At 40.9% G+C, this 24714-nt stretch carries 19 protein-coding genes and 1 tRNA gene; 10 read left to right on the top strand and 10 right to left on the bottom strand.

The genetic code is table 11. The features are described 5' to 3' along the window. Positions 1 to 14 precede the first annotated feature (14 nt). Positions 15 to 3047, top strand: a complete 3033-nt coding sequence (locus tag ACKTT2_RS16740; RefSeq protein WP_407888860.1) for a CHAT domain-containing protein — start codon at positions 15 to 17, stop codon at positions 3045 to 3047. A 1-nt stretch (position 3048) separates the two neighbouring features. On the opposite strand, the gene ACKTT2_RS16735 is transcribed toward ACKTT2_RS16740, so the two are convergent. The 5 genes from ACKTT2_RS16735 to ACKTT2_RS16715 all read right to left on the bottom strand — a co-directional run bounded on the left by ACKTT2_RS16735 (position 3049) and on the right by ACKTT2_RS16715 (position 9933). Then, entirely contained in the window at positions 3049 to 3909 is an 861-nt protein-coding gene (locus ACKTT2_RS16735; protein ID WP_407888858.1) for a DUF928 domain-containing protein, read from the bottom strand. Between the two features lie 151 nt (positions 3910 to 4060). Further along, positions 4061 to 4228 carry a hypothetical protein gene (locus ACKTT2_RS16730; RefSeq protein ID WP_407888856.1) on the bottom strand — a complete coding sequence of 56 codons (168 nt, stop codon included), beginning with the start codon at positions 4226 to 4228 and terminating at the stop codon, positions 4061 to 4063. Positions 4229 to 4824: 596 nt separating this feature from the next. Then, a complete protein-coding gene (locus ACKTT2_RS16725) occupies positions 4825 to 7179 on the bottom strand; it encodes a CHASE2 domain-containing protein (RefSeq protein ID WP_407888854.1) in 2355 nt (784 codons plus the stop codon). Next, positions 7172 to 8425 (bottom strand): DUF1822 family protein, encoded by a 1254-nt coding sequence (locus ACKTT2_RS16720; protein WP_407888852.1) that lies wholly within the window; start codon positions 8423 to 8425, stop codon positions 7172 to 7174. Before ACKTT2_RS16720 ends, ACKTT2_RS16725 begins: the two co-directional genes overlap by 8 nt. 14 nt (positions 8426 to 8439) lie before the next feature. After that, positions 8440 to 9933: a sigma-70 family RNA polymerase sigma factor gene (locus ACKTT2_RS16715; RefSeq protein WP_407888850.1), complete on the bottom strand. Its 1494-nt coding sequence runs from the start codon at positions 9931 to 9933 to the stop codon at positions 8440 to 8442. 424 nt (positions 9934 to 10357) lie between these two features. Between ACKTT2_RS16715 and ACKTT2_RS16710 the strand changes: the two genes are divergently transcribed. Then, positions 10358 to 11647, top strand: coding sequence for an HhoA/HhoB/HtrA family serine endopeptidase (locus ACKTT2_RS16710; protein WP_407888848.1), 1290 nt, complete (start codon positions 10358 to 10360; stop codon positions 11645 to 11647). Between the two features lie 230 nt (positions 11648 to 11877). On the opposite strand, the gene ACKTT2_RS16705 is transcribed toward ACKTT2_RS16710, so the two are convergent. Then, positions 11878 to 13872, bottom strand: coding sequence for a GAF domain-containing sensor histidine kinase (locus tag ACKTT2_RS16705; protein WP_407888846.1), 1995 nt, complete (start codon positions 13870 to 13872; stop codon positions 11878 to 11880). Between the two features lie 511 nt (positions 13873 to 14383). Between ACKTT2_RS16705 and ACKTT2_RS16700 the strand changes: the two genes are divergently transcribed. After that, the gene (locus ACKTT2_RS16700; protein ID WP_407888844.1) at positions 14384 to 15628 is read left to right on the top strand and encodes a peptidoglycan-binding protein; all 1245 of its coding nucleotides are present in this window, start codon (positions 14384 to 14386) and stop codon (positions 15626 to 15628) included. 79 nt (positions 15629 to 15707) lie between these two features. Here ACKTT2_RS16700 and ACKTT2_RS16695 read toward each other — a convergent pair whose 3' ends face one another. The 4 genes from ACKTT2_RS16695 to lipA form a co-directional block, all read right to left on the bottom strand. Beyond that, positions 15708 to 16163 carry a Fur family transcriptional regulator gene (locus ACKTT2_RS16695; RefSeq protein ID WP_407888842.1) on the bottom strand — a complete coding sequence of 152 codons (456 nt, stop codon included), beginning with the start codon at positions 16161 to 16163 and terminating at the stop codon, positions 15708 to 15710. A 363-nt stretch (positions 16164 to 16526) separates the two neighbouring features. Continuing rightward, positions 16527 to 17777 (bottom strand): RNA polymerase sigma factor SigC, encoded by a 1251-nt coding sequence (gene sigC, locus ACKTT2_RS16690; RefSeq protein ID WP_407888840.1) that lies wholly within the window; start codon positions 17775 to 17777, stop codon positions 16527 to 16529. Between the two features lie 419 nt (positions 17778 to 18196). After that, entirely contained in the window at positions 18197 to 19108 is a 912-nt protein-coding gene (locus ACKTT2_RS16685; protein WP_407888838.1) for an NAD(P)H-dependent glycerol-3-phosphate dehydrogenase, read from the bottom strand. A 153-nt stretch (positions 19109 to 19261) separates the two neighbouring features. After that, positions 19262 to 20131 (bottom strand): lipoyl synthase, encoded by an 870-nt coding sequence (lipA, locus tag ACKTT2_RS16680; RefSeq protein ID WP_407888836.1) that lies wholly within the window; start codon positions 20129 to 20131, stop codon positions 19262 to 19264. Between the two features lie 133 nt (positions 20132 to 20264). Here lipA and ACKTT2_RS16675 point away from each other — a divergent pair. The 7 genes from ACKTT2_RS16675 to ACKTT2_RS16645 all read left to right on the top strand — a co-directional run bounded on the left by ACKTT2_RS16675 (position 20265) and on the right by ACKTT2_RS16645 (position 24639). Continuing rightward, a tRNA-Pro gene (locus ACKTT2_RS16675) sits at positions 20265 to 20338 on the top strand. Positions 20339 to 20726: 388 nt separating this feature from the next. Beyond that, the gene (locus tag ACKTT2_RS16670) at positions 20727 to 21500 is read left to right on the top strand and encodes a TIGR04255 family protein (protein ID WP_407888834.1); all 774 of its coding nucleotides are present in this window, start codon (positions 20727 to 20729) and stop codon (positions 21498 to 21500) included. Continuing rightward, the gene (locus ACKTT2_RS16665) at positions 21497 to 22036 is read left to right on the top strand and encodes a hypothetical protein (protein ID WP_407888832.1); all 540 of its coding nucleotides are present in this window, start codon (positions 21497 to 21499) and stop codon (positions 22034 to 22036) included. Before ACKTT2_RS16670 ends, ACKTT2_RS16665 begins: the two co-directional genes overlap by 4 nt. A 3-nt stretch (positions 22037 to 22039) precedes the next feature. Continuing rightward, positions 22040 to 22570 carry a hypothetical protein gene (locus ACKTT2_RS16660; protein ID WP_407888830.1) on the top strand — a complete coding sequence of 177 codons (531 nt, stop codon included), beginning with the start codon at positions 22040 to 22042 and terminating at the stop codon, positions 22568 to 22570. A 467-nt stretch (positions 22571 to 23037) separates the two neighbouring features. Beyond that, positions 23038 to 23265, top strand: a complete 228-nt coding sequence (locus ACKTT2_RS16655; RefSeq protein WP_407888828.1) for a hypothetical protein — start codon at positions 23038 to 23040, stop codon at positions 23263 to 23265. Further along, positions 23255 to 23431 (top strand): type II toxin-antitoxin system RelE/ParE family toxin, encoded by a 177-nt coding sequence (locus ACKTT2_RS16650; protein ID WP_407888826.1) that lies wholly within the window; start codon positions 23255 to 23257, stop codon positions 23429 to 23431. Before ACKTT2_RS16655 ends, ACKTT2_RS16650 begins: the two co-directional genes overlap by 11 nt. A 29-nt stretch (positions 23432 to 23460) precedes the next feature. Then, positions 23461 to 24639: an ATP-binding protein gene (locus tag ACKTT2_RS16645; RefSeq protein ID WP_407888824.1), complete on the top strand. Its 1179-nt coding sequence runs from the start codon at positions 23461 to 23463 to the stop codon at positions 24637 to 24639. Positions 24640 to 24714: the final 75 nt, after the last annotated feature.

Raw genomic sequence — 24714 nt, 5'->3', positions numbered from 1 at the left:
GGTATGAAAATGTGATGGCAAGACAGCTCAGACGCTTACGTGCGACTCTCTCGAACGTGCTTCTCCTGAGAAAGAAGTTTGCGAGAAATCTGTTTGCCTTTGCGATAAGCCGGGTACGGCTTGCGCCAAGGGCGATGCTGCAAAGCAGCCGCTTCGCGAACGCATTTTGTCTCACCTTGGGAACGATAGCCCTTCCCGGAAGCCTCTACCAAAAAGTAGGAGCTACCATACCAGAAAAACCCGCGCTCGCAAATCCAGTCACTCCTAATGTTGTAGACTCAAATCAAAAAAATTTATCTAATGCGCGAGACTTGCTCCAACAGGGGCGAAAACTTTACGAAGCGGGCAATTTTTCTGAAGCAGTAACGGTTTTACAACAAGCTGCTGATGCTTCCAAACTTCAGAACGATGGATTGGGACAAGCGATCGCTCTCAGCAATCTTTCATTGGCTTTGAAACAACTAGGGCAGTTAGAAAATTCATCCAAAGCAGTAGCACAAAGTCTAGAATTAGTCAAGGTAAACCAAAAAACGAGTAATTCCAAAGAGCGCTTGACAGTTTTAGCACAAATTCTAGATATTCAAGGGTCTGTACAATTAGAACAAGGCAAAGCCGAACAAGCTTTAGACTCTTGGAAAGAGGCTGCTAATACTTATAACCGAGTGGGAGATGAAGTTGGAAGAACGCGCTGTTTAATCAATCAAAGCGTTGCACAACAAAGCTTAGGGCTTTACCGACAGTCTAAAACAACCCTAGAACAAGTCAACAAAATCCTTCAAAAAGAACCAGATTCCCCCGTCAAAGCTATGGCATTGCGTAGACTTGGCGATGTTTTTCAATTAGTGGGCGATTTAGAACCCTCTCGAAAGATATTACAACAAAGTAGAGATGTGGCTCAAAAATTACAATCTTCCCCAGAAATAGCTGCTGCACTTCTGAGTTTAGGCAATATCGAACGAGCTTTAGGAAATCAAGCACGAGGTTTTTATGGAGTTACTTCGCTAGTGCAGCAACAGACTGTCATAGAGGAAAAGTCTACACCATTGCGTTGTGTCATCAGACCCCTCTCCAATGAAGAAACACAAAATTTGAAGCAGAATCGCGGGAATGCAGACACGCTAAAACGGAGACAGCGCCGCGCTTCAAGACAACGCCGTGCAGAAGAAGCCTTTGTTGAAGCCACAGCCACAGCCTCATCTCACTATCAACAGGCTGCACGGTACTATCAGGAAGCTACTACTATGTCTGCTTCTCCAACTGCACAAATTCAAGCAGAAATCAATCGCTTCAGTGTATTGTTAGAACTTCAACAATGGTCGCAAGCGGAAAGTTTATTACCTACTATCCAATCCAAACTCACAAATATACCTCTAAGCCAAACCGCAATTAACGCTCAAATCAACTTAGCTCAGAATTTAATGTGCTTAAAACAAGCTACACCGAGCAATTCACCTTCTTGGAAAGAAATTGCACAGCTTGTAGCAACATCTATACAACGAGCAAAAAGCTTAGGAGATAAGCGTTTAGAAGCTTATGCTCTTGGTGTACTTGGGGGATTGTATGTTGAATCTCAAGATAGAGCTGTAAAGACTTTGGATACAAAATCTCTACAATACGCTCAAACTTTGACAGAGCAAGCACTGACACAAGCTCAGACAGTTTCTGCTGTAGATATGATTTATCTGTGGCAATGGCAGCTAGGAAATATACTGAGAATGAAAGGAGATATTGAAGGAGCGATCGCTTCTTATACCGAGTCAGTCAATACTTTGAAATCTCTACGCAATGACTTAATCGCTCTCAACCCCAATGTTCAGTTTTCCTTTCGAGATAATGTAGAACCAGTTTACCGACAATTAGTGGACTTGCTTTTACAGAAAGGGCAAAATCAAAAAGGAGTCAGTCAAAAAAACTTAAAACAAGCCCGTGAGATTATAGAAGCACTCCAGCTCAGCGAACTCGAGAACTTTTTTCGAGAAGCTTGTTTATTACCTCAAACCAAACAAATAGATGAAGTCGTTGACAAAACCGATACAAGAGCAGCAGTTATTTATCCAATTATTTTAAAAGACCGATTAGAAGTCATTCTTAAATTACCCATGAAGAATGGACTTCTGCACTACACCACTCAGAAATCTTCTCTAGAAATAGAAAAGTCTTTAGAGAAACTACAGCAATATCTCCCAGAACCTGACAGGATGAATGATGTTAAAAAATTATCACAAGAAGTCTATAGTTGGTTAATTCAACCGCTAGAAGCAGAGTTAGAAACTAGAAAAATTAAAACGCTAGTCTTTGTTCTAGATGGTGCGTTAAGAAATATTCCAATGGCTGCCCTTTACGATGAAAAACAAAACAAGTATTTAATAGAAAAGTACGCTATTACCCTGGCTCCTGGTTTACAACTTATTGACCCCAAACCCTTACAAAAAACTCAGTTAAGTGCTTTAGCGGGGGGATTGAGCGAGCAACGCACAATCAACGGTCAAGAGTTTCCTCCTCTGGAAAACGTCAAGCTCGAATTAGCAAAAATTCAAGCGATTGTGCCAAAAACTAAAAAACTATTAAATCAAGTTTTTACCAAACCAAACCTTCAAAGCGGTGTTGATTCAGCTGCATATATTGTAGTTCACCTAGCAACTCATGGAGAATTCTCTTCCAATGCTGATAAGACATTTATTTTGACTTGGGAGACACTTCTGAAAGTTAAGGATTTCGATAATTTATTGCAACGAAGAAACCAAAGAGAGTCTAAAGCTATTGAATTGCTAGTCCTGAGTGCTTGTGAAACCGCCGCCGGAGACAGACGAGCAACATTGGGGCTTGCGGGAATCGCGGTACGAGCAGGAGCGCGTAGTACATTAGCTACATTGTGGTCGGTAGATGACCAATCCACTGCCGAGTTGATGAGCCAATTTTACCAGGAGTTAGAAAACGCCACGACGACGAAAGCAGAAGCTTTGCGTCGCGCTCAAATCGTGCTTTTAAAGAAATACAACATTCCTTATTTTTGGGCACCTTATGTGTTATTAGGAAACTGGCTCTAACCTACTTTTTGGTTTTTACTTCTCCTACAATCGGTTCTTTAGCTAAGTTCTCCAAACCAATCGATTTGAGTAAGTTAGCCCAATTGTTATTAACAGTAGGGTTTCGCGGCTCTGCAATCCGGAGTTTTGCTAATTCAGTTATGGCTGAGTGCCAAATAGCATTTTGAGAATAAATGGTAATGCGCGAAAGTGGTGCTGTTGCTACTTTAAGTTGGTTTTCTATTTGCGGTCTGAGCGTTACTCTTTGTACTAAACCGTAAACAAAATCTGATTCTTTGGGAGAAGTTTGTAAATTTGGCATTTTACAATATAGTTTAAAGTACCATTTATACTTTTTGTTTGGTACTAATGAGATCTCAGGTGGAACGGTCACGCTGACTATGCCTTGTCCCTTTGGTAGTGTAAAAGGAGTTCTGTAAACGTCGTTGTTTGCTTCGTCTTGTAACGAAAATTCTCCTGAATCTATAGCTTCAGACTTATAAGGTACAAAAAACCAGAAGGTAGGGTTTTCTTCAACCGACAAGGTGATGTTATTAGAAGGTACGAGTGCAGTTAGAGGTGTACTTACAGCAGGGCAAGTGCCACGGCTTCCCGTTCCCGTCCTTCTACTAGGTCTACCTTGGCTCGAACCATCATCTTGGGTTGGTGGAGGTACTCTTGTTGAAGTATTTGAATTTTTACTCGCTTTTACGCTAGGTTGTGCAAGTATGGAAGTGGAATAACTTATGAAACTAAGTAATGTCAAAGTCATGAGGAAAAAGGGTTTGAGCTTGTGCATGAGTAACTTAGTCGTAGTCGTGTTTGTTTTTGCGTGCAAGTGCGCGAACCGCAAACTTGTCAGTAGATGTTGGTGAAAGTTCATGTTTTTTCTGAAAAAACATGAAAAATATATACATTCTGTAATCTTTTCTATCGTAATACTACTTAACTTAAGCTAGTTAAGGGTAAATCAACAGAATTTGCAAAAACTAGAACTTCCGCACGGATAGAAGTGTGTTATAAGTATAATCGCTTTAAACTGACTTGGATAATTCCTCACTGTTTGGATCGTTCCAAATGCAAACCAATTTGTCATTAACTTCTATCCATGTAGCGACTAATCCTCTTTGGCGAGGAGGTGTAGATATTAACGGATTAGAAGTAGTATTCAATTGCGATTGATGAGCAATTGTGGAATTCATAGTGATACCTCTTGGAATGATAGAAAGCAGAATGAATGTAAAAATTTGAAAAACATTCACTGTTGAAGGTTAATTATTGGAAAAGCCTTCTTTCCTTATGTTCTATTAATAGGGACGGTCGCGATCGCTTTATGCACGAGAGCATTCCAATTTGGAACAAACACGCCCGCGATTGAAATCGCGGCTATACAAACTAAGTCCGCATAGGCGGACTTAAATATTAAGTTCACGTAGGTGAACTTTGTTTGTGTAGCTTCAGAATAGAATTCTGAAGGCATATTTGCACTCGTAGGGATGTTCCCTTATGCGCTCAAGGAATAGAAATAGTAAAAATAGTACTCAAGCTCACTGGAATAGATTGTGTTTACTAGCAATTTGAAAAAAGATTATTTATGCATTGCATAATAAGACCTAAGATCCTCCCATTAAGAAATTAGAAATACATGAAGATATAGCAATCAGTAGCTCGAGCGCTGACTAACGTTAGTGTAGACCGAGACGGATTCCTAATTTTTGAAAGACTTGTGTGTACACCATAGCCTTTTTAAGAGGGGTTAGGGGGATCTTGATACAACGGTAGACTTTACAAACATCCTTTACAATCTCTTGCTCCGTAGTTCAGTATAAGTTGTCACGCCTGCACCTGTAGCAAGTAATGCCAATGCTGACGGAACTAATGGCATCCAACCTCCTTTTATCAAAAAAGTTAAGCAAACCCCATTTAAGATACCAACACCAATGATTCCGGCTATTCCTACATATAAAGGCGATCGCAATCGGCAAGCAATAATACCGCTAATCCCAGACCAACTCCAAATCCAGACGATTTCGCCCCATTTAGGTAAAAACCACACTAATGGACGGTTATCTAATACAGCACTCAGAATTTGACTCACCATATGTGCTTGAGTGACTACCCCTGCCATGGGTTCATGAGGCCAGCGACCAGCAGTATAGGGCGTAGACAAATAATCGTGAAAACTTTCAGCAGTTGTACCAATGAGAACAACACGATTTTCCACTAAATCGGGAGTCACTTTATGACTAAGGACATCGTTTAAAGTCACTTGCGTAGCAACCGAGGGTGTTGCACGCCAGTTGAGCATCGCTTGGTGACCGAGACGATCTATTCCGCGATAGCCGCCACTGTTTTCTTTTAAGTTTTGAAAAGTAACGCCACCGAATTGCCAGTTTTTTTCTGGAGTTAGTTTGGGTCGAATACCTTCGTAAGCTAAGTAACGAGCTGCTAATTGAAAGCTCAAAGACTTGTCAGTATTGCACAACCCTAGAGGAGCCATTGCCAACAGTTGACGGCGAAGAATGCCATCCGGATCGAGTACAACATCACTAAAACCCAAGCGTTCTTTAGCGACGACTTCAGGAGGTGGTGCAATACCTAGATTTCTGTTTTCTTCGCCAACTTTGCATATAGCAATAAAGTTACTGCTTGTTCGCATTGTCTTGGCTAAATCTGCATATTTGGGTTTTACAGGGTTTTCGCGATAAATATCTAGACCGATCGCACGGGGTTTAAATTGCTCTAGTTTTGCTACGAGTTGAGCAAGGGAACGATCTGATATTGATGCTCCAAGTCTTTCGCTAGCAGGCTGAGATTGAACATCAGCTTCAGTAATAGTAACAAGAAGAATACGCGGGTCTGGTTTTTCTTGGGGACGCTGACGCATCAAAGCATCAAAAGCTAGTAGTTCCCACGACTGAAATATTCCTAACTCTCGCATACCTATTATTAACAATGTTATCAACAGACTTACTTTCAAGACTAAAGAAACACTTTGTCGGATTGGTAAGAGAGTGCGATCGCGACTTTCTTGAACTTGAGGCCAAATGAAAGGTGTTGCCGTGGGATTTTGGCAAATTACAGGTAACCAGCTCGCACAAGGAAATTCATTTTCTAGACCTTGTAACCTCCCTTGAGCTTCTCGCACTGCCAGATAAAACGGTTCTCCAAAGGCATAGGCTTCTAAAAAATGCTTTAAAAATTCTTGAGCAACTCTATCTGCTACTGGCTCTCGCATCACAATCATTTGAGGTATGTGTAATGAAGCGAGTTGTTGAGCGATTCCCAATCCGTCACAGGAGTTAAAAATTGCTAACTTTAAACCCCTCACTATTGCTGCTTTTAAAGCATTTTTTAATTGAGGAATCGTTAAACTGTCACGTTTATTAATATAAATTCGCCCTATTTCTCCATCAGATTGGCTCGAACTATGACCAGCAAAGAAAAGAATGTCCCAGCCTTCTTTATGCCAAAGCCATCGGTCTAATTCTTGACGCTGCGGTTCAACCAGAAAAACCGTTTTGGCTCCTGGAATTTTCTCAAGCATGGCTCGGTCTTGATTGACATCGATTCCTTCACTATTGCCTAAAACTGCTAAAATTCTGACTGGAGGTTTTGGATGTTCGCTTAATAGTTGAACGCGCTCAAACTCTGGTACGCTTAAGCATAAAACTGCATTTTGATAATCTTCAAAAAAATCCCACAGATGCCAAGGAAGACGCCGAACTAAGTCTGATTCTGTTTCGATAATGACTCGAATTTCGTCATCTGAAGCTAACTTTGTGCGTAATTTTTGCTCGATATTGCGAAATAACTTTGATTGCAGCCAAAGATTAATTCTTTTTTGTAATCCATCGCATAAGTTAGAAAATTCAACAGTAGAAACATTAGTTACATCTTCTTCATCAATTTCAATGTCTTTATCAATATCAATACTTCTGGGCCAACCTAAGCGATGATAGAGGGATTCATAGAGCAAATTATAAAGCAACTGCCAGCTTCTGTATAATTCTATAAGTTCGGGTGCGGCTGGTAACGCACCTGTAAATTGCATTGGAACGCGATCGAGATCTTCCCATAACTGAACTATGACAGTGGGAAAGCCCTTTTTCAGATCGCCTTTTCCTAAATTTAATACAACAAGCTTACTCATGGCAATTTGCCGACAGTGGTTCAAGCACAAAATCTTCTCTTATGCTGACATCACCGAGGGCTACTTGGAGCGTAAATTTTGCTCCCGAGCGAAATCTAAATCGTTTGAGCTGGATGTAATTGTCTTGACATCGAGATTTTGCGTCTTGAAGAGATTGCCCTGAAGCAGAAAGCAAGGCTAATTTGAGATTGGGTGGTAAGTAAGTTTCTTCATGTGCTGGATAGACTTGTACGCGAATACTAACTTTGTCATCCTCCTCTCGATTGAGACCAACTAACAGCACAACAGCTTGACCTCGCAAGTGCATCCCTAGATCGATTAATTTAGCTCCCTTGACATTTACCTTGTGCAATCCAGAGTCACTTCTAAATTGAGCCGCCAATATCATCTGCTTTGGATACAGCATTGACTCCACAGATTGCCACCCTCTATCGAATACTTGTTGAAACCATTGGCTTAAGTTGTTTGCTCCAACTTTGTCGTCTCCTACCACATTGACTTGAGAACAAGCAAGGCGTCGTCGATATAATTCCTTCCGATTGTCTGCTGATGCTAACAACGCCGCCCACATCTCAAAGGGAACATCAAGACGAGGTGAATAAGGCGTGTATTGACTTAGTTGTGCCAGTAGTTTTTCAGTTTGTTGAGTTGATAACCCGAGCAATGGTTTACCTTCTGGTTGCTTGTTAGGATACAGCGATCGCGCCACCCATAACACATTCAAATCTTCAATTAAACCTTCTCTATTGACAGAGTAAGTTCGATCCCTTTCGTCATAGTCAGCTTCTGCTCTAACTTGTTCATAGGTTGCATAACCCCATACTCGCAACCAGTTTTCTGTTAAGTTTAACTGCACGGGCAAATAATAATATGCCGTCCAGTTAGGAATATCCACCCATTCTTGCGGAATCCGAAATTCTGGAAGATCGCTTTTATCAGAGGGAAGCACTACCAACCGAGTTTCATCTAGAGTTAGTGCAGTGCCATTGACCACTTCCCAAAAACTTGGTAAATCGGCATGACTCGGCCAAACTTTGAGCTTTTCCTGGAAATCGGGGTCATCTTGAAGCCACTCAATCAAAGTGTTTAAACACAGACAATTTAAAAATGCAGTCCACCGAGCAGACGCATTAGAATAGAGGTGTCGAGCAGAAATTAACCATGCTTTTTCTTTTTCTTCTGGAGAAAACTCAATCCATATTTGCTCTGGATAAACCATCGTTAACTCATTCAATGTAAATACCATATTTTTTACCATATTTATTGCTCTAAGTTTTGTAACCATTCATCTACAAAAAAAGCTATTCTATGGCTAACGACTTTTAAAGAACCCGTTGCCATATTCATACTTATTTCAAGTTCTTGACAAAAAGTTTTTATCAAGTATTTTCTAACCTCTTCTATGCGATCGCGTACTTCACAGTCAGAAGTTTTGTCTTTTTCAACATTTAATTTATGATTAATAGCTAAGTCTCTTTTATTACAATTGTACTTTTTTAAAATTCTATTTAAATTGGTATATAAATTTTTCTTACAGTAAGATTGTAAGCATTCGCTCAGAGAATCTTTAATTTTTTCAATGTCTCTATCGGAAGATAGAAAAATACTTGGATAAATTTGATTCCATTCTGTTACAAAATTTTTCAAGATAGCATTATTATACCTTGCCAAATGACGAGCTACTTGATATTGTTTTTGTAATTCTGGAAACGTCTTTTCCAGAACACTTGCCATTTCCGTTTGGGTCAAATTTAATCCTTGCCAAAGTTTTAGGAGAATTTGACCTATTTCCGGTATTTCTTCAAATAATTTTGCTACAAGAGACTGTACTTGCTCTCTTTCTTCTTCCTGTATTGCAATATCTAAAGGAGTTGGTTTGAAATCAAATATATTCTCGGAATTCTCCAAAGGAATAAAACGTTTAGTGCGAGAATCTCGTGCAGATTGAATACAAGTTGCAAGCATTTCTTTCACTTTTTCTTCTGAAACTGTCACTGCCGACACATCTATTCTCTTCAGCAGAAAATTGTAATAGTTAACTATTTGTTGAAGATCCCGTTCGTTGAGAGTTTCTAATCTAGAACTTCCTTGGCTTTGAGTAGGTTGAAAAATTTCATCGAAGCATTGCCAAACTAAGGAATGGAAATTAATTTGTGCTGAATTCAGCCCTTTGTCTACTAAAGCTTCTCTGATTTCTTTATGTGATACATCTTTTAAAAGACCGAGATCGGAAAATTTGTCCCTTTTTGCTTCTAGATCTTGCTTATATATTGTATTTCCAATCCATCGAACAATAGCAGTTTTTGCATAACCTTCTATATTTGTATGTGAATATTCCAAATTAAAATTTTTAAAAATTTTTTCCGGTGGGTTTACACCAGTATTTGCTATTTGAAAATATTCTTCTAATGAGTATTTATGCTGAAGTAGCTTAAAGCGATGATATGCTTTCTGAGCAGCCCAGAAGCAAGCTTCCTGTAAGTAAGCTGACAAATGTTTTCTGGCATTTGAAGGAGAATCTGTAATGCCGAGATGAGATTTTGACTTTGGGTTTTCTCCTTGATGACTGAGGAATTGATATGTTGTGGAGGACTCCTTTGTTATGGAGCTTTTATTAGTCGCTTTCTGCAAATTAGTCAGCGATATTGAGTTAGATGAAGAGACAGATTTCAAATTATTTTGAAATCTTCTTGGAATTTTCTCTTCGTCATTTGCCACACTTTGAATATTCTGTGCTTGAGATGCCTGTTTCAAAATTTTCAAGAAGTGTATTGACCAAAATTTTTCTTTCGCCTCTGGTTCTAACTGGACTAGCTGTTTCATATGACGTTCTAATCTAGAATCAACTATCCAAACGAGGTTATGGTTACTTTTGTTGTCTCGAAAACTCAGAAACGTTGAAAATTTTTGCACAAGATCTTCACGTTTTCTCATAACTTACCCTATGATTGCAACTACTTGAGTTGGCGCGTTCGCCAGAAACCAAGAGCGCTCTTGGTTGACTTAGATTATCATTCAAACACGGGTTATAACCTCCTGAGTCAGAAAGCATCATTTACTTATGGGTAGCGCCAGCTAGTGATTATGCACATAGCTTGCCCTCACCCTCTGCCTTTCTTCTGGTAATAATGGTTTTAGAGACGATGAGTCATGTTTTGCGGGATATTAGAAATTAGATATGTCATTATCATCTTCTGAAGAACAACGATTTTCACCCCTTTGGCGTCAAGTGACGAGCCATGTTTTGGTAGCAATCTTGAGTATTGGCTTGACTTTGACAACTTTGTGGGCATTTCCTAACCTGCCAATTCTAGGGCGATCGTCTCTTTCCAGTATTACCACACCAAGTACTACTGAAGTAGAAGCGATAAGCCGGGTACGGCTTGCGCCAAGGGCGATCGCACCAGAAAACGCACCTCCTGTAGAATCTCAAAAAGCAGCTATTCGTAGTTTTGTGAGTACAGCTGTTAATAAAGTTGGACCCGCTGTTGTACGCATCGATACAGAGCGTACCATCACAATGCGTGCTCCTGACCCATTTTTTGGTGACCCTTTCTTCCGAGAATTTTTTGGAGACGATTTTTCTAGAGCACCTCAAGAATACCGACAAAGAGGTGAAGGCTCTGGTTTTATCGTTGATTCTAATGGTATAATTATTACAAACGCTCACGTAGTGAGTGGTGCTGATTCTGTCACCGTCACCTTGAAAGACGGGCGCAAGCTTAAAGGAGAAGTGCGTGGGGTAGATGAACCCTCAGATTTAGCTGTTGTAAAAATTAAAGGAAAAAATCTCCCCGTTGCGACTTTGGGCAATTCTCAAGATTTGCAGGTAGGAGATTGGGCAATAGCAGTCGGTAATCCATTAGGTTTAGATAATACTGTAACATTGGGTATCATTAGCACCTTAAACCGCTCTAGCGCTCAAGTTGGAATCCCTGATAAACGGTTAGATTTTATACAAACAGATGCTGCTATCAATCCCGGTAACTCTGGCGGTCCCTTAGTTAACGAGCAAGGAGAAGTTATCGGTATCAATACTGCTATTCGTGCTGATGCTCAAGGAATTGGGTTTGCGATTCCCATTGATAAAGCCAAGTTAATTAAAGATACCTTAGCGCGTGGTGAAAAAATCTCCCATCCTTATATTGGTGTTCGCATGGTAAGTTTGACACCAGAACAGGCAAAACAAATTAATAGCGATCCGAATTCCACTTTGGCTGTACCGGAAGTCAATGGCGTGTTAGTTATGCAAGTCCTACCCAACAGCCCAGCCGCCTCTGCTGGGTTGCGTCGAGGTGATGTCATCACTCAAGTTGACGAACAAAAAGTAACTTCTGCCGAACAATTGCAAAACTTGGTAGAAAAAAGCCGAGTCAACCAGCCCTTGCAATTAATAGTAATGCGGGGCGATCGAACTCAGGAGTTTACCGTGCGTCCGGGCGAACTTAGAGACGCTGGAAACCAGTGACCCTTACGGGTTCGCCAGTCGCCTACGGCGGGAGACCCGCCTGCAGCGCTGGACTCACCAGTAACCAGTGACCCTTACGGGTTCGCCAGTCGCCTACGGCGGGAGACCCGCCTGCAGCGCTGGACTCACCAGTGACCAGTGACCAGTGACCAGCGAATAATTCGTTTGTCTCTCGTTCCCAGCCAGAGGCTGGGAATACATTACTAGAGGCTCCGCCTCGCTTGTTAGAGCTAACTACTAACTACTGGAGGTATCCAAACAGTGAAGATTGAACCGACGCCTACGGTTGACTCTACTTCAATGCGACCTCGATGAAGTTCTACAAGCTGTTTGGTCAATGCTAAACCCAATCCAGTTCCTCCATAACGGCGACGGTAAGGTGTATCGAGTTGGTGGAATTTCTCAAATAGGAGTGACAATTGATCTTCTGGAATACCAATACCTGTATCCTCGACTTGAAAGACTGCATTTTCGTCTTCTATCCAGAGGCGTAATGTAACGTTGCCTCCTTCTGGTGTAAACTTGATGGCATTAGTTAGCAAATTCCACAGAATTTGTTGTATTCTCCTCGCATCAGCCGTAAAGCGATCGCATTCTCCATTAATTTGCAAATCCAGTTTCAAATTCACTCTTTTGATAGTTGCTTTTTCTTTTAATCTGTTAACTGTAGATTCTGCTACGTCAATCAATGAAAAGCTTGTTATATTTAGGACTGCTTTACCTGCTTCTATTTGAGAGAGTTCGAGAATATCGTTAATCATCTCTAATAAATGCTCGCCGCTATCATGGATTGTCTGTAAATAATCTCGTTGACGCTTTGTTAACTCACCAAAAGACCAACGTAGTAAAGTGGAAGACATCCCAATAACATAAGTTAAAGGTGTCAGTAGTTCGTGACTCATAGTGGCGAGGAACTCACTTCTTAAACGACTAGCAGCTTCTGCAGCAACGAGAGCATCGTGTAAAGCGACTGTACGCTCGACAACACGTTCTTCCAAAGTTTGTTTTTCTTTGGTGAGAGAACGCATTAACTCGGATTGATAGATTGCGATCGCTAATTGTTCCGCCACAGATGTCAACAGAATTTTTTCACTTTCACTCCAAGAACGAGGGCGATCGCATTGATGAGCAATCAGCAAGCCCCAAAGTTTTTCTTCAAAAACAATCGGTGAAGCTAATTTTGCCCGGATTTTAGCATTTCTTAAAAACTCTAACAAACACTCTTCTAAAACATATGTTTTTTCTACGTCATCCACACACAACGTATAACCTTGTTTGTACTTTTCCCAACATTGATTTGGTTGAATAAAACAAGTTTTTTCCATGTAATGCAAAACTGATGGAATAGCGTCATGAGCGCGAACTTCATACACCACACAACCCGTATTGTTTTCCAAGTCTTCCTTTAGAGAATGCGGAGTTGAAAAAAGCGTATAGTTCGGGAGAGACAAAGGAGAGTGTTGTTCGTGAGTTATAGTCTCTTGACTTTTAGCAATAGAATACTCAAATTTATATATCACCAGTCTGTCTAATTCCAAAAATTCTCTAACTTGTGCAACTGCCGTAGACATAATGACTGGTAAGTCCAAACTTTTACGAATTTGAGTTGTTACCTGATTTAACAACTTCTCTTGAGCTATTTGTTTTTCCAGAGCTTTTTCCACAGGTTGACAGACAGAAACATAAGGGGAATTTACAGCTAATTCTGTCTCCACTTGATTTTTTGGCAAAAGCTCTCTTAACAAGAATAACGTGAATTTGCTTTGTAATGTAGCATCATTATTAGCAATAGGAAGTTGACAGAACTGTTCCAAAGTTTGATATGTTTGGGAATCTCGGTCGAACAAACCTTTCAAATTTGCTAGAAAAGAGACAATTTCTTCTAAATTAAATGTTAAATAACAATTCAGTAGAGAATCACTAGAAGAGGATAAGAAAGACGTTGCGGAAGTCATAGGCTGTGAAGATCTTGTCAGATGTGCCTTATCCCCCGTGTCCTGTAAAGAAGTTCCTACTAAAAGCGCACTAAACTGTTGGGATACCAACACAGTAAAACGTTGTGCTTGCCATTCCGAAGGTACATTGATCGCAACAAGCGCGGATTCTGTAAGAAGTAGAGATGGCTTTCCCACTGATTGAGCCATTTGCAACAGCAACTCCCCAAACCGAACAAATGTACTATTGCGTATGGTACGAGAGAAGCTCAAATCAGAAGAAATAGACATTGTTTACAATCTAGCGCGAGAGGGTTTTTGCAGTTGCTTGAAAATTTGCCACTGTATCCTAACCAACAGTTTAAAACGGTTGTTAGGGACTATGTATCGTAATTAATGCAAAATTAAGAGGATGGAACCCTCAATCAGAAGAGATAATTTTTTTAGAACAGGCTCCACTCTCATAGTTCGCTCTTGGGCTTATGGATTAGAAGTCGTGCAGGAGATTGTGCGACGTAATAAAGGTCTACTCTAATTGTAATCGTAAGAGACAACCATACCTCGCTAGCAGCGCAAGTCTATTATGAAACGGATTTTTTAACAAAATTCGGTTTAACTCGATTGAAGGCAAGAGCGTGACAAGCAAAGCATAACCGTTTCAGCCGTATTGTATTTCTACAAGCGTATCAGCGCGGTTTATGGCAAGATGTATGTATATCAACACTGGAAAATTTAACACACTTAGTCCATCAAGCCGCGATCGGCCATAGAAGAAGAAAAATAGGTGGTTTAGAAAGAAATTATGGAGAATCTTGCGTATCTGTATGCAGCTTCTGTCTACGAAGATCTGCCTTCCAGTGAAATTATCTCTGTCAGCAGTTTGTTTGACAAGGCAGCAGTTCCTGACTGGAACCGTCTCTCTGGTAAGGCGTGGAAGTATATGTTACCTCTTGCCCTTATCTTGTCTGTGCTCAATGCGTACAGTAGTGCTTTAGCATTACAACAAGGTGATAAGGGTCCTTCTGTCAGAAATTTACAAAACGAATTAAAAAAGACAGGCTTTTATCAAGCTCCCATCACACAAGTGTATGATGTTTCCACAGAGCAAGCTGTCCGGCGCTTCCAAAAAGCAGCTGGTTTAGAAGTTACTGGTGTTGCAGGACCAGTGACTATACAAAAGTTAGATGGTTGGGAAGTGACACAAGAGAATACCCAAGCCGAAAAACCCAGCGCTGAGAGTTCTACAGCCAAAAAACCTAGCCGCCAGAATACCCCCCAAGCTAGAAAACCGAATGCTGAGAGTTCTGTAGCGAAAAAACCTAGCCGCCAGAATTCACAAGCTAAAAAAACCAGTGTTGAAAATTCTCAAGCTGAAAAACCTTCTGGTGAGGTAACTGTCGCCGCTAAGCGTCGCGATACCAACCTCCTGCAACGGGGAGATGAAGGTGAAGAGGTGAAAACCTTGCAAGAAAGATTGCGCGTTGCTGGTTTTTACTACGGTAACTCAACGGGAATTTATGGTCCTATTACTGAAGATGCAGTAAAACGTTTCCAAGAAGCTTATAAATTAGACGTTGATGGTATCGTAGGACCAGCTACGCAAAGAAGATTACCTCCAACAGGTATTGGTACTGGTGAAGAGACTACCAGACGAGGTATAAGTCAAGACAAGCTACGCCTAAATGATAGCGGAGAAGCTGTCAGAGTGCTGCAAGAACAGTTAATCAAAGCGGGCTATTTGCAGGGGGAACCAAACGGTTACTTTGGACCTTACACGGCTGATGCTGTTAAGAGATTTCAAGCCAAGAATTACCTAGCACCTAGTGGTATTGCTGGTCCCACAACTCGTGCTAAATTACACGATTTGGTTAGCTCTAGTGCTAAAAGTGACTTTGATACTCTGGAAATACAGAGACGATTGCAATCGCGAGGTTTCTACAAAGGCAATCTGAATGGTGTTATGGGGAATGAAACAAAGCAAGCGATTAAACAAGCTCAAGAATTCTATGGTATTAGCTTGAGTGATGTGAGAAGCGGACGCTTTTAATTAACATCCGCTTCGGGTGTTTGCCGGTCTTCATGCTTGCGCCTGTCACCTAAAATTCCAGAACATATCTACCGGAGTGCTAAAGGGGCATTAATGACCTTTGGCACTTGGGACAAATTGCATGAATTGTCAATTGACAGTCGAGTAAGTGATAACCTTCTTTTTGAGCAGTTTTTGCACCAACTTTTAAAATTGCATCGTTCTTGAACTCGATAGTCATGTTACACCTTACACATATAAGATGATGGTGGTGGTGAGGGTATGGCTGGTTGAGTTCGTAATGTTTGTGTCCTTCACCAAGTTCTAACTCTCGGAGTATACCCATCCGCGCCATTAACTTGAGAGTGCGGTAGATGGTTGATAGACTAATTCCTTCTCCTTTTACTTCCAATCTTTCATAGAGATCTTCAGCACTAAGGTGTTCTCCTTGCGGAAGGTCTTGAAAAATGTGTAGAATTGTTTCACGTTGGGGAGTTAAACGCCAGCCTCGTTCATTTAGTTCCGCCTTAAGTGAGGTTGCTGAGTAGACAGTCATGGCTATTTTTCTCAATAAAACTCATTAATTGAGAATATAGCAAATGTTCGGAGTAATTTGCAATAAAACTTGCTTGTTGAGAACATTTGTTAATCAATTGAGTATGAGTAATTGTACCCTGACGATTAGTTAACTGATTGCCGACTCCACATGGAAAGACATCCAGAAAAGTTGTGGGAAATTTGAGCTTGCCTAAATGATAATGATGTGCCACAACCTATTCAGAAATGTGGAACTGGGGAGCCAAACAGTCATTTGTTCTTTGTCATCTGTCTTTTGTAATACTTTGGCAATCAATTATATTACCAATCCCCATTGCCCCTTGTCCCCAGAGGGAACCCCGAGTTCCCCATTGCCCAATTCCTAACTTAAAGATTCTAAGTAGTCGCGGATCATGTTACGTCTCTTGGGTTGACGTAGTTTTTGCAAGGCTTTGGATTCAATTTGGCGAACTCGTTCGCGTGATAAATCGAGGGCGCGTCCAATTTCTGCTAAGGAGTAAGGATGACCGTCTGACAAACCAAAACGCATCAATATCACATCCCGTTCCCGACTGGTGAGATCTGCCAAAAGATGTTGCAAATCTTTTTGTAAAGATTCTCGCATCAACATTTGTTCTGGAGTCACGCCGTCGGTTTCGAGTAATTCTCCTAACTCCGTGTCTTTATCCTTACCAACTTTAGTTTCTAAAGAGACAGAACGAGGAACTCTTAGTAAAACTTCTCTAACTTGGGTAGGTGTCATATCTAGCTCTTGTGCTAAATCTTCTAAGGTTGGGGTACGACCTTTTTCTTGAGCAATTTTGCGCTGAGCTTTCTTGATTTTGTTTAGTTTTTCTGTAATGTGGACTGGTAGGCGGATAGTACGGCTAGAAGTTGCGATCGCCCGAGTAATTCCCTGACGAATCCACCAATAAGCATAGGTGCTGAAGCGGTAACCCTTAGTAGGGTCGAATTTTTCAACAGCTCTTTCCAAGCCAAGAGTTCCTTCTTGGACTAAATCGAGTAATTCCAAACCGCGATTTTGATATTTTTTAGCAACGGATACCACCAAGCGAAGGTTCGCCTTGATCATGTGTTCTTTGGCTTGGAGACCCTGTAACTGAATTTGCTCGAGTTCTTCAACTGTAATTTTGGCAACTTCAGCCCAACGGCGTTTTCCTTGTCCTAAGGATTGCTTGAGTTCAAACACATCTACACCAGCCTCACGCGCCCACCGTTCCAAAGAAGGGCGATGTCCCAGTGCTGATACCAATCGCTCTTGAACTTCAATAATCCGAAGATATGGAGTCAGAATTGCATCCCCTTCCTTCGCCACTTTGGCAAGAAGGATTCGCATCCGCAGGTAGCGCTGGACTTTTTGAGCTTCTGAAACTTCTTCATCGCGCCCTAACAAGCGAACCCGACCAATTTCTTGAAGATACAGACGTACTAAGTCTGTACTGCGACGGTTCGGACTTGCGCCAAGACTTACAGGGTCGGAAGCAGCCATTTCCAATTCTTCCAGTTCCTCTATCGGCAATTCACTCTCATCAACCGTGAGATCGGCGTCAAACTCTGGGCTGGACTGTTTTGACTCGTAGGTGGCATCTGCGTAAGAAAATGTTGCTGGCATAAAGTTCGTCTCAATGGCTCCAGGTAACAACAGATTTAGGTCAGCTAATTAACTGTTGCTATTGTTCCCGCGATCTTTGAAGAAATAACACGGTTAGGGGTGACCTTTAGGTTTTTTTTCAAAAAAACCGTACTGGTTTTTTTTGACACAGTACTTCCGAAGGTTCGGTTACTGAGCTTCTCCCTTTTACCAATAGCTATGAAAATTCAGAATAGGACTAGAAAAAGCGAGTTCCTTGTTTAGGATTTCAACCTTAATAATTTGGTTTTTTTACTTTGAGTGCTAAGTATAGCCATATATCGGTATAAAGTCCTAAAGGTCGTTTTCATAGTCATATCTACATGAGTGCTTAAGTAATTTCCTGAAGATTTGCTAATTTCCTCTTCACAAATAATTAGTTATGTGGTTAAAAAGTTCAGCTATTCCGGTTTAGCATTCCGCAACATTAACTCTTCTAATGCTTGCCGAGGTGTCACCTCTCGAGCCAGCAAACGATAAACTTGTTCGGTAATTGGGATAGGAATATTGTGCTGTCTAGCTCGTTCCACTAAAACGTTAGTCGTGTTAATTCCTTCTGCAGTTCCTTGTAAATGGGAAAGAATTTCTGCGAGTGTTTTATTGCCAGCTAATTGATACCCTACTTGATAATTTCTACTTAAATGACTGTTACAGGTCGCTAACAAATCGCCCAATCCAGACAAACCATAAAAAGTTTCCATTTTTGCACCCCAGTGAATGCCAATCCGAACCATTTCTGTGAGTCCACGGGTGACCAAAGCAGCTTTGGCATTGGTTCCTAATTGCAAACCATCACAAACGCCGGCTGCGATCGCAATCACATTTTTCAGGGTTCCCCCCAATTCCACACCCAAAGGATCGGAATTGGTATAAACCCGGAAACGGCTAGAAGAGAAAATAGATTGCACGAATTCCACCGCCGCCATATTTTGACTTGCGACAACTGTTGCGGCGGGTAATGCTTGTTCGATTTCTTTAGATAAATTCGGTCCTGAGAGAACAACAACAGGATGATTAGGGAAAGTTTCTTGCCAAATTTGCGAAGGCGTGCAAGTGGTTTTTGGGTCTAAGCCCTTCGTCGCCGTGACAAAAATAGTTTTTGGTGAAACCACAGCAGACTGGAGTGAAGAGGTAACGTCTCTGACACCCTTCATAGAAATAGCAGAAACAATCAGATCGGCATCTTGGACGATCTGTTCCAAGGTTGCAGCACCCTGTCGCGACCACAGGCGCACCTCATGACCGTTTGCTTTGACCAGAGTCGCTAGGACTGTCCCCCAAGCACCCGCACCCAAAATGGCAACATTTGTCATTTGTTGTTTGTTAGTTGTTAGTTGTTGGTTGTCAAAGAGTACCACTAACCACTAACCACTAACTATGTACGGGCGCTCTTGCATTGCGCCCCTACTAACCACTAACTATGTACGGGCGCTCTTGCATTGCGCCCCTACTAACCACTGACCCTTTTACCTTGGATACTGCTCCATCAGAGTTCTAACCTGTTCTGCATGATAAGAACTTCTTGTCAATGGAGAAGAAACAACTTGTAAAAACCCATGTTCTTCACCAAAGGTTCTCCAAGAATCAAATTGCTCTGGGGTGATAAATTGAGAGACTTGTAAGTGTTTTTGAGTCGGTTGGAGATATTGCCCAATCGTCAAAATATCGCAATCCACAACCCGTAAATCCCGCATGACTTGGCGAATCTCTTCATCCGTTTCGCCTAAACCCACCATAATCCCGGACTTGGTGTAAACCCCAGGTGCATAGGCGCGAGAACGTTGTAGCAATTCCATTGTCCGTTCGTAGTTTCCTTGGGGACGGACGCGACGATATAAACGAGGAACTGTTTCCGTGTTGTGATTGAGAACTTCCGGTCGTGCTTGAAGAATCAACTCTAGTGCTTCCCAATTTCCGCACAAGTCCGGGATTAAAACTTCAATAGTCGTGTGGGGAGAAACAGTGCGGATGGCTTCAATACAACGGACAAACTGCGAAGCGCCACCATCCGGTAAATCGTCTCTGTTAACAGAGGTGATGACCACATGATTGAGTTTCATCCGCCGTACTGCTTCTGCAAGTCGGTTTGGTTCTGTCGGGTCTAGAGGCTTGGGTTTTTTCTCAAAGTCAATATCGCAATAGGGACAGGCACGGGTGCAAGCCGGTCCCATAATTAAAAATGTGGCTGTACCAGCGTTAAAGCACTCCCCAATGTTCGGACAGGACGCTTCCTCACAAACCGTATTGAGGGCTAAATCCCGTAAAATTTCTTTAACGTTGCCGACACGCTCCCACTGAGGCGCTTTTACCCGCAACCAGTCTGGCTTTACAGTCACAGTTTGTTTCTACCACTCTAGATATACACAATTTATGTTAGCAAGGTTTATGAGATGCCATGCACGGAATTTTTCAATCTGGTTTTGTCATTTATTCAGTTGCTGTGATATGCTTATATTAGCATTTTATTGCCGGGATGTAGCGCAGCTTGGTAGCGCACTTCGTTCGGGACGAAGGGGTCGCTGGTTCGAATCCAGTCATCCCGATTTTTAATTGTTGTCAATTGTCAAATTATTAGACCGCGTTGACAAATTGGTGTCCGTATTGTCAAATTGGCGTTGCATAAATGTGGGATGAATCAGCTAAGTACAGGTATTTCTCTATACTTCAAGTAGTGTAGTAACAGTTTGACTGAGTATTTAAGCATATCTACCCACGAGAAGCTGTTTAAGTGCTTTATATCTGCTTATTGGCCTGATTGGGAGGAAAGGGAGATGAAGTTACAAGGGTTTGTGGGGTAGAACCACAAATACTTATAAAGGTTTGATGTAGTATACAGCTATGATACGGAAAATAACGTTAAAGTCATGTAGACTATTTATGGCTACTAAAATTTTAGTCATAAGTTTTTAACGGTTTCTAAATTAATGAAACATGAGATTTCCTAATCCACCCATAACTGAAGCTATTTTTGATATAACAGTCAATCTTCGTGATGATTTTCATTATGAAGAACTTTTGATTTTTCAAGAAGATATAAAAGAATCTTTCCCGAATATTCAAAAGAAAATAGCGCTTCAAGGAGGTTTTGAATTAAATTTAGAAAAGCCGGAAGAAATAAATCCTCGGTTATTTTCAATGTCCAATCAACCGGAAGGATATATTTTTATTTCTAATGACCAAGAAAAAATAATTCAAGCTAAATTACAGGGATTTACGTTTAGTAAATTGAAACCTTATCAAAGCTGGAAAGATTTTTATGGAGAAGCATATGAACTATGGCAAAAATATGTTGAAATTACGTCCCCTTTAAAAGTAGTGCGTCTTGGTTTACGCTATGTAAATCAAATAAATATACCCCTACCGAGAGAAGGAGGAATAGAATTAAAACAATATATAAAAACATTACCAGAAATACCAAGTGATTTATCAGTAGCAATTGAAGGCTACTTTATGCAATTGGTTTTAAGTCATACACAATATCAGCCGTCTAGAGCAATTATTAATCAAACAATTGGTCAGATGCTTGAAAATCAGGAAAGTAAGAAAGCTTATCCTTTAATATTTGATATTGATGTTTTTCAAGAAGTTAATCTCGCTCCTGATGATGAAGAAATAGGAAAAATCTTTGAAGTGAATCTAAAATGTTTTAGAGAAGATATATTTTTCAAGAGTATTACAGAAAAAACAAAGGAGCTTTTTCAATGAGTACGTTACTTGCTCCAAAGAGTGGTCAGTATTTAAATCCTACATCCAGTAGTGGTAGTAGTCCTGAACACTATAAAATAGTAAAGACAGCAAGAACTGCTAATCTACATAGATTAGAGTCAATAATATGGAAATACAGTACGTCTATGTATCTGTTTTCCAGTACAGATATTTGTGACTTTGAAGACAGAGTTGAAGAAATTCGAGATGCACTAATTGAAGGTCATGCAGCTTTGTCAAAAGAAGACATTAAAATACTGCATCAAGTTATAGCAAGGCTAGATTTGTTTCGTCTACAAGCTATCGCACGGCTTCTTGCCGCTCTTTTAGAAAGTAAGTTATATTCGCAAGATGCGGCTTCAATGATTAAGATTTTATTAAAACATCCAGAAGCCGAAGTCAGATATTCAGCATTAGAGGCGATAAGTTTTGCTTTGGGTGAAGTGCAAATAGCAGAAGAAATACTTGCAGAAGGCAAAAATTTGCTTAAAAATGAAGAGAGTATATTTGTACGTGAATACTTGGAGTCATTATAAGGTGTGAGTGAAATATTGTATTACAGGGGTGTGAAAAGCCTTGCCATGTGGAAAGCAGGAACACAACAGCAGGCAATTCCATCTCCAGAACACGCTAGTAGATATTTAAGAGATATCAAGGAGGGGAAGGGATTCCCCTCCTTATGGTTAGCATCATGTCCTGAAGATTTAGAGAAAATCGCATTGGGAATGCTACTGCTGAAAGGGCATCTTGATACTGTAAACTTGATAGGATTTAAAGAGTTTTGTTTTAGTAATGTAGGGGTAATGGTAAATCAAGTTGAAGATACTAATTTTCCAATACCAACAGTTGCTTATTTACACTATGAACTCTGTACATTAGATGATGTTCAATTAAGATCTGCAATTGAATTATTTTTGAAAGGGAATGGCTCTTTTAAAGAATTCGTTAAATCCGCTCCGGATAAGAACAATATGCGTAAAATTGCCGCAAGATACATTAATGAGGTAAATCAGCAGTATCAAGCAAAGGCTAAAGAATGGGCTAAACAATACTTGGAGTGTGAAAGTTAATATCACTCTTAGTTTTAAGAAATTACTGGTATTACTAAATTTTTATACTTAATTTATACAGATTTCTGCCACCGCACTATCTCCCCAAATCTCATAAAACATCTCTGACACCACCCATCAACCCACAACGCCGGAATCTTAAACCTTGCCCCACAGTTAGGACATTCTGACAGCAAAGTTAAGTTGTGGTGAGCGCACCCTCGTGTTACCTTAAACTGCCATTCAATTTTGTGACATGACGACTCGGTATAACAAGCAGCACATAACCGAATCGGCTCAAAAGCTCACCATGCCGATCTACCAGCAATCTCAATTTATCGGTTTATTGACTATAAATCTCTTTGAAGAGAATGATTACAGAAACATTCAAAATTCCATTATGAACGGACTATCATATTTTAAAGATGATCCATAATGAATGCAGCTAAACTTATTGATGATTCACTAACAAACCGAGGGATTGATTTATGCTAATTGATAAAATCATCCAAGAACTGCAAAATATACCCGAAGACAAACTAGCAGAAATTTATGATATAGTTCACTCCTTTCGCTTAGGCTTAGAGCGAGAATTATCTGATGAAGAAACACCCACTGAAATTGTGATTGAAGGCATTCATCAAGGCATCAGAGAAGCATTAAGCGGGCAAACTCTACCCCTTTCAGAAATATGGGAAGGTATTGATGCAGAGTGAACCATCAGCGATCCAAATTGCTCTGACTCCTCGGTTTAAAAAGGATCTTCAAGAACTGGCTAAACGTTATCGTTCAATTCGTAGAGATCTCCAACCGTTAATTGAGCAACTGCAAGCAGGTGAAATTCCTGGAGACAGAATTGTTGGAGTGAAATATCAGGTTTAACCGCCCTCAACGAGATCAAAGCTCGCATTGTGGACAAACTTAGATTTCGGGTAGATGTTACAGAATTGGAGCATCCTGATGGACGAGTGTTGGTTTTTGAAGTGCCAACCCGTCCTGTCGGACAACCATTGGCATTTGATGGAGCCTACCTAATGAGAGTGGGAGAAGATTTAGTGCCGATGACACCAGATGTACTCAAGAGCATTTTTGCTGAAGATCAACAAGATTGGTTTTCCCAACCAGCCCGATGTAACGCTAGCCCTGACGATGTAATTGCCCTACTAGATACTCAAACGTACTTTGAACTGCTAAAAATTCCCTATCCGACTAGCCGCGATGCCGTCCTTGAAAGATTGCAGAGCCAACATTTAATCAAACAAACAGCACAGGGTTGGACAATCACAAACCTAGCAGCCATCCTTTTGGCAAAAAAACTGGATGCCTTTTCCCCTGCATTGGCTCGTAAAGCACCCCGTATCGTGATATATGAGGGTATCAATAAGCTGCAAACCCGTGATGACAAGACAGACAACCGAGGATATGCTGTTGGCTTTGACGGATTAGTCGATTTTGTTCACTCAGCAGCACCGCAAAATCGCTTTATTGAGGAAGTTGTGCGGGAAGAAGTAAAGATGTTCCCGAAACAGGCTCTAAGAGAACTTATTGCTAATGCTTTGATGCATCAAGATTTTCTAGCTACAGGAACTTCGGTGACGATCGAGATGTATGGCGATCGCATTGAGATATCTAATCCCGGTATCCCGCCCATTAAGGTGGAGCGATTTATTGATGAAAATCGCTCCCGTAACGAACAACTCGCCAACCTAATGCGACGTTTCGGTATATGTGAAGAAAAAGGCAGTGGCATTGACAAAGTTGTCAGCGCAGCAGAGATGTTTCAACTACCCGCACCAGATTTTCGAGTAGGTGACACACGCACTACAACAGTGCTATTTGCTCATCAGGATTTTGCTGAGATGAGCAAAACAGACCGAATTCGAGCCTGCTACCAACATTGCTGTCTGCTCTATGTCAGCAATAAACGAATGTCTAACCAAACCTTACGCGATCGATTCAGTCTAAGTGAGTCACAGGCAGCAACCGTTTCTCTAATTATAGGAGCTACCAAAGAAGCTGGCTTAATCAAGACAGACCAATCCGAATCAACCTCTAGCCGCTATGCCCGCTATCTCCCTTTTTGGGCATAAAAGTGTTTTAACGCAAATCGCGATGATTCCTTCTCAAATCCCGAAACCCTTGCCGAACCAACAAAAAAGTGTTTT

This window comes from Scytonema hankhaensis NUACC26 (assembly GCF_045865695.1).
Taxonomy (GTDB): domain Bacteria; phylum Cyanobacteriota; class Cyanobacteriia; order Cyanobacteriales; family Nostocaceae; genus Scytonema.
Note: the sequence above shows the minus strand (reverse complement) of the source record. Positions and strands in the feature narration are given on the sequence as shown.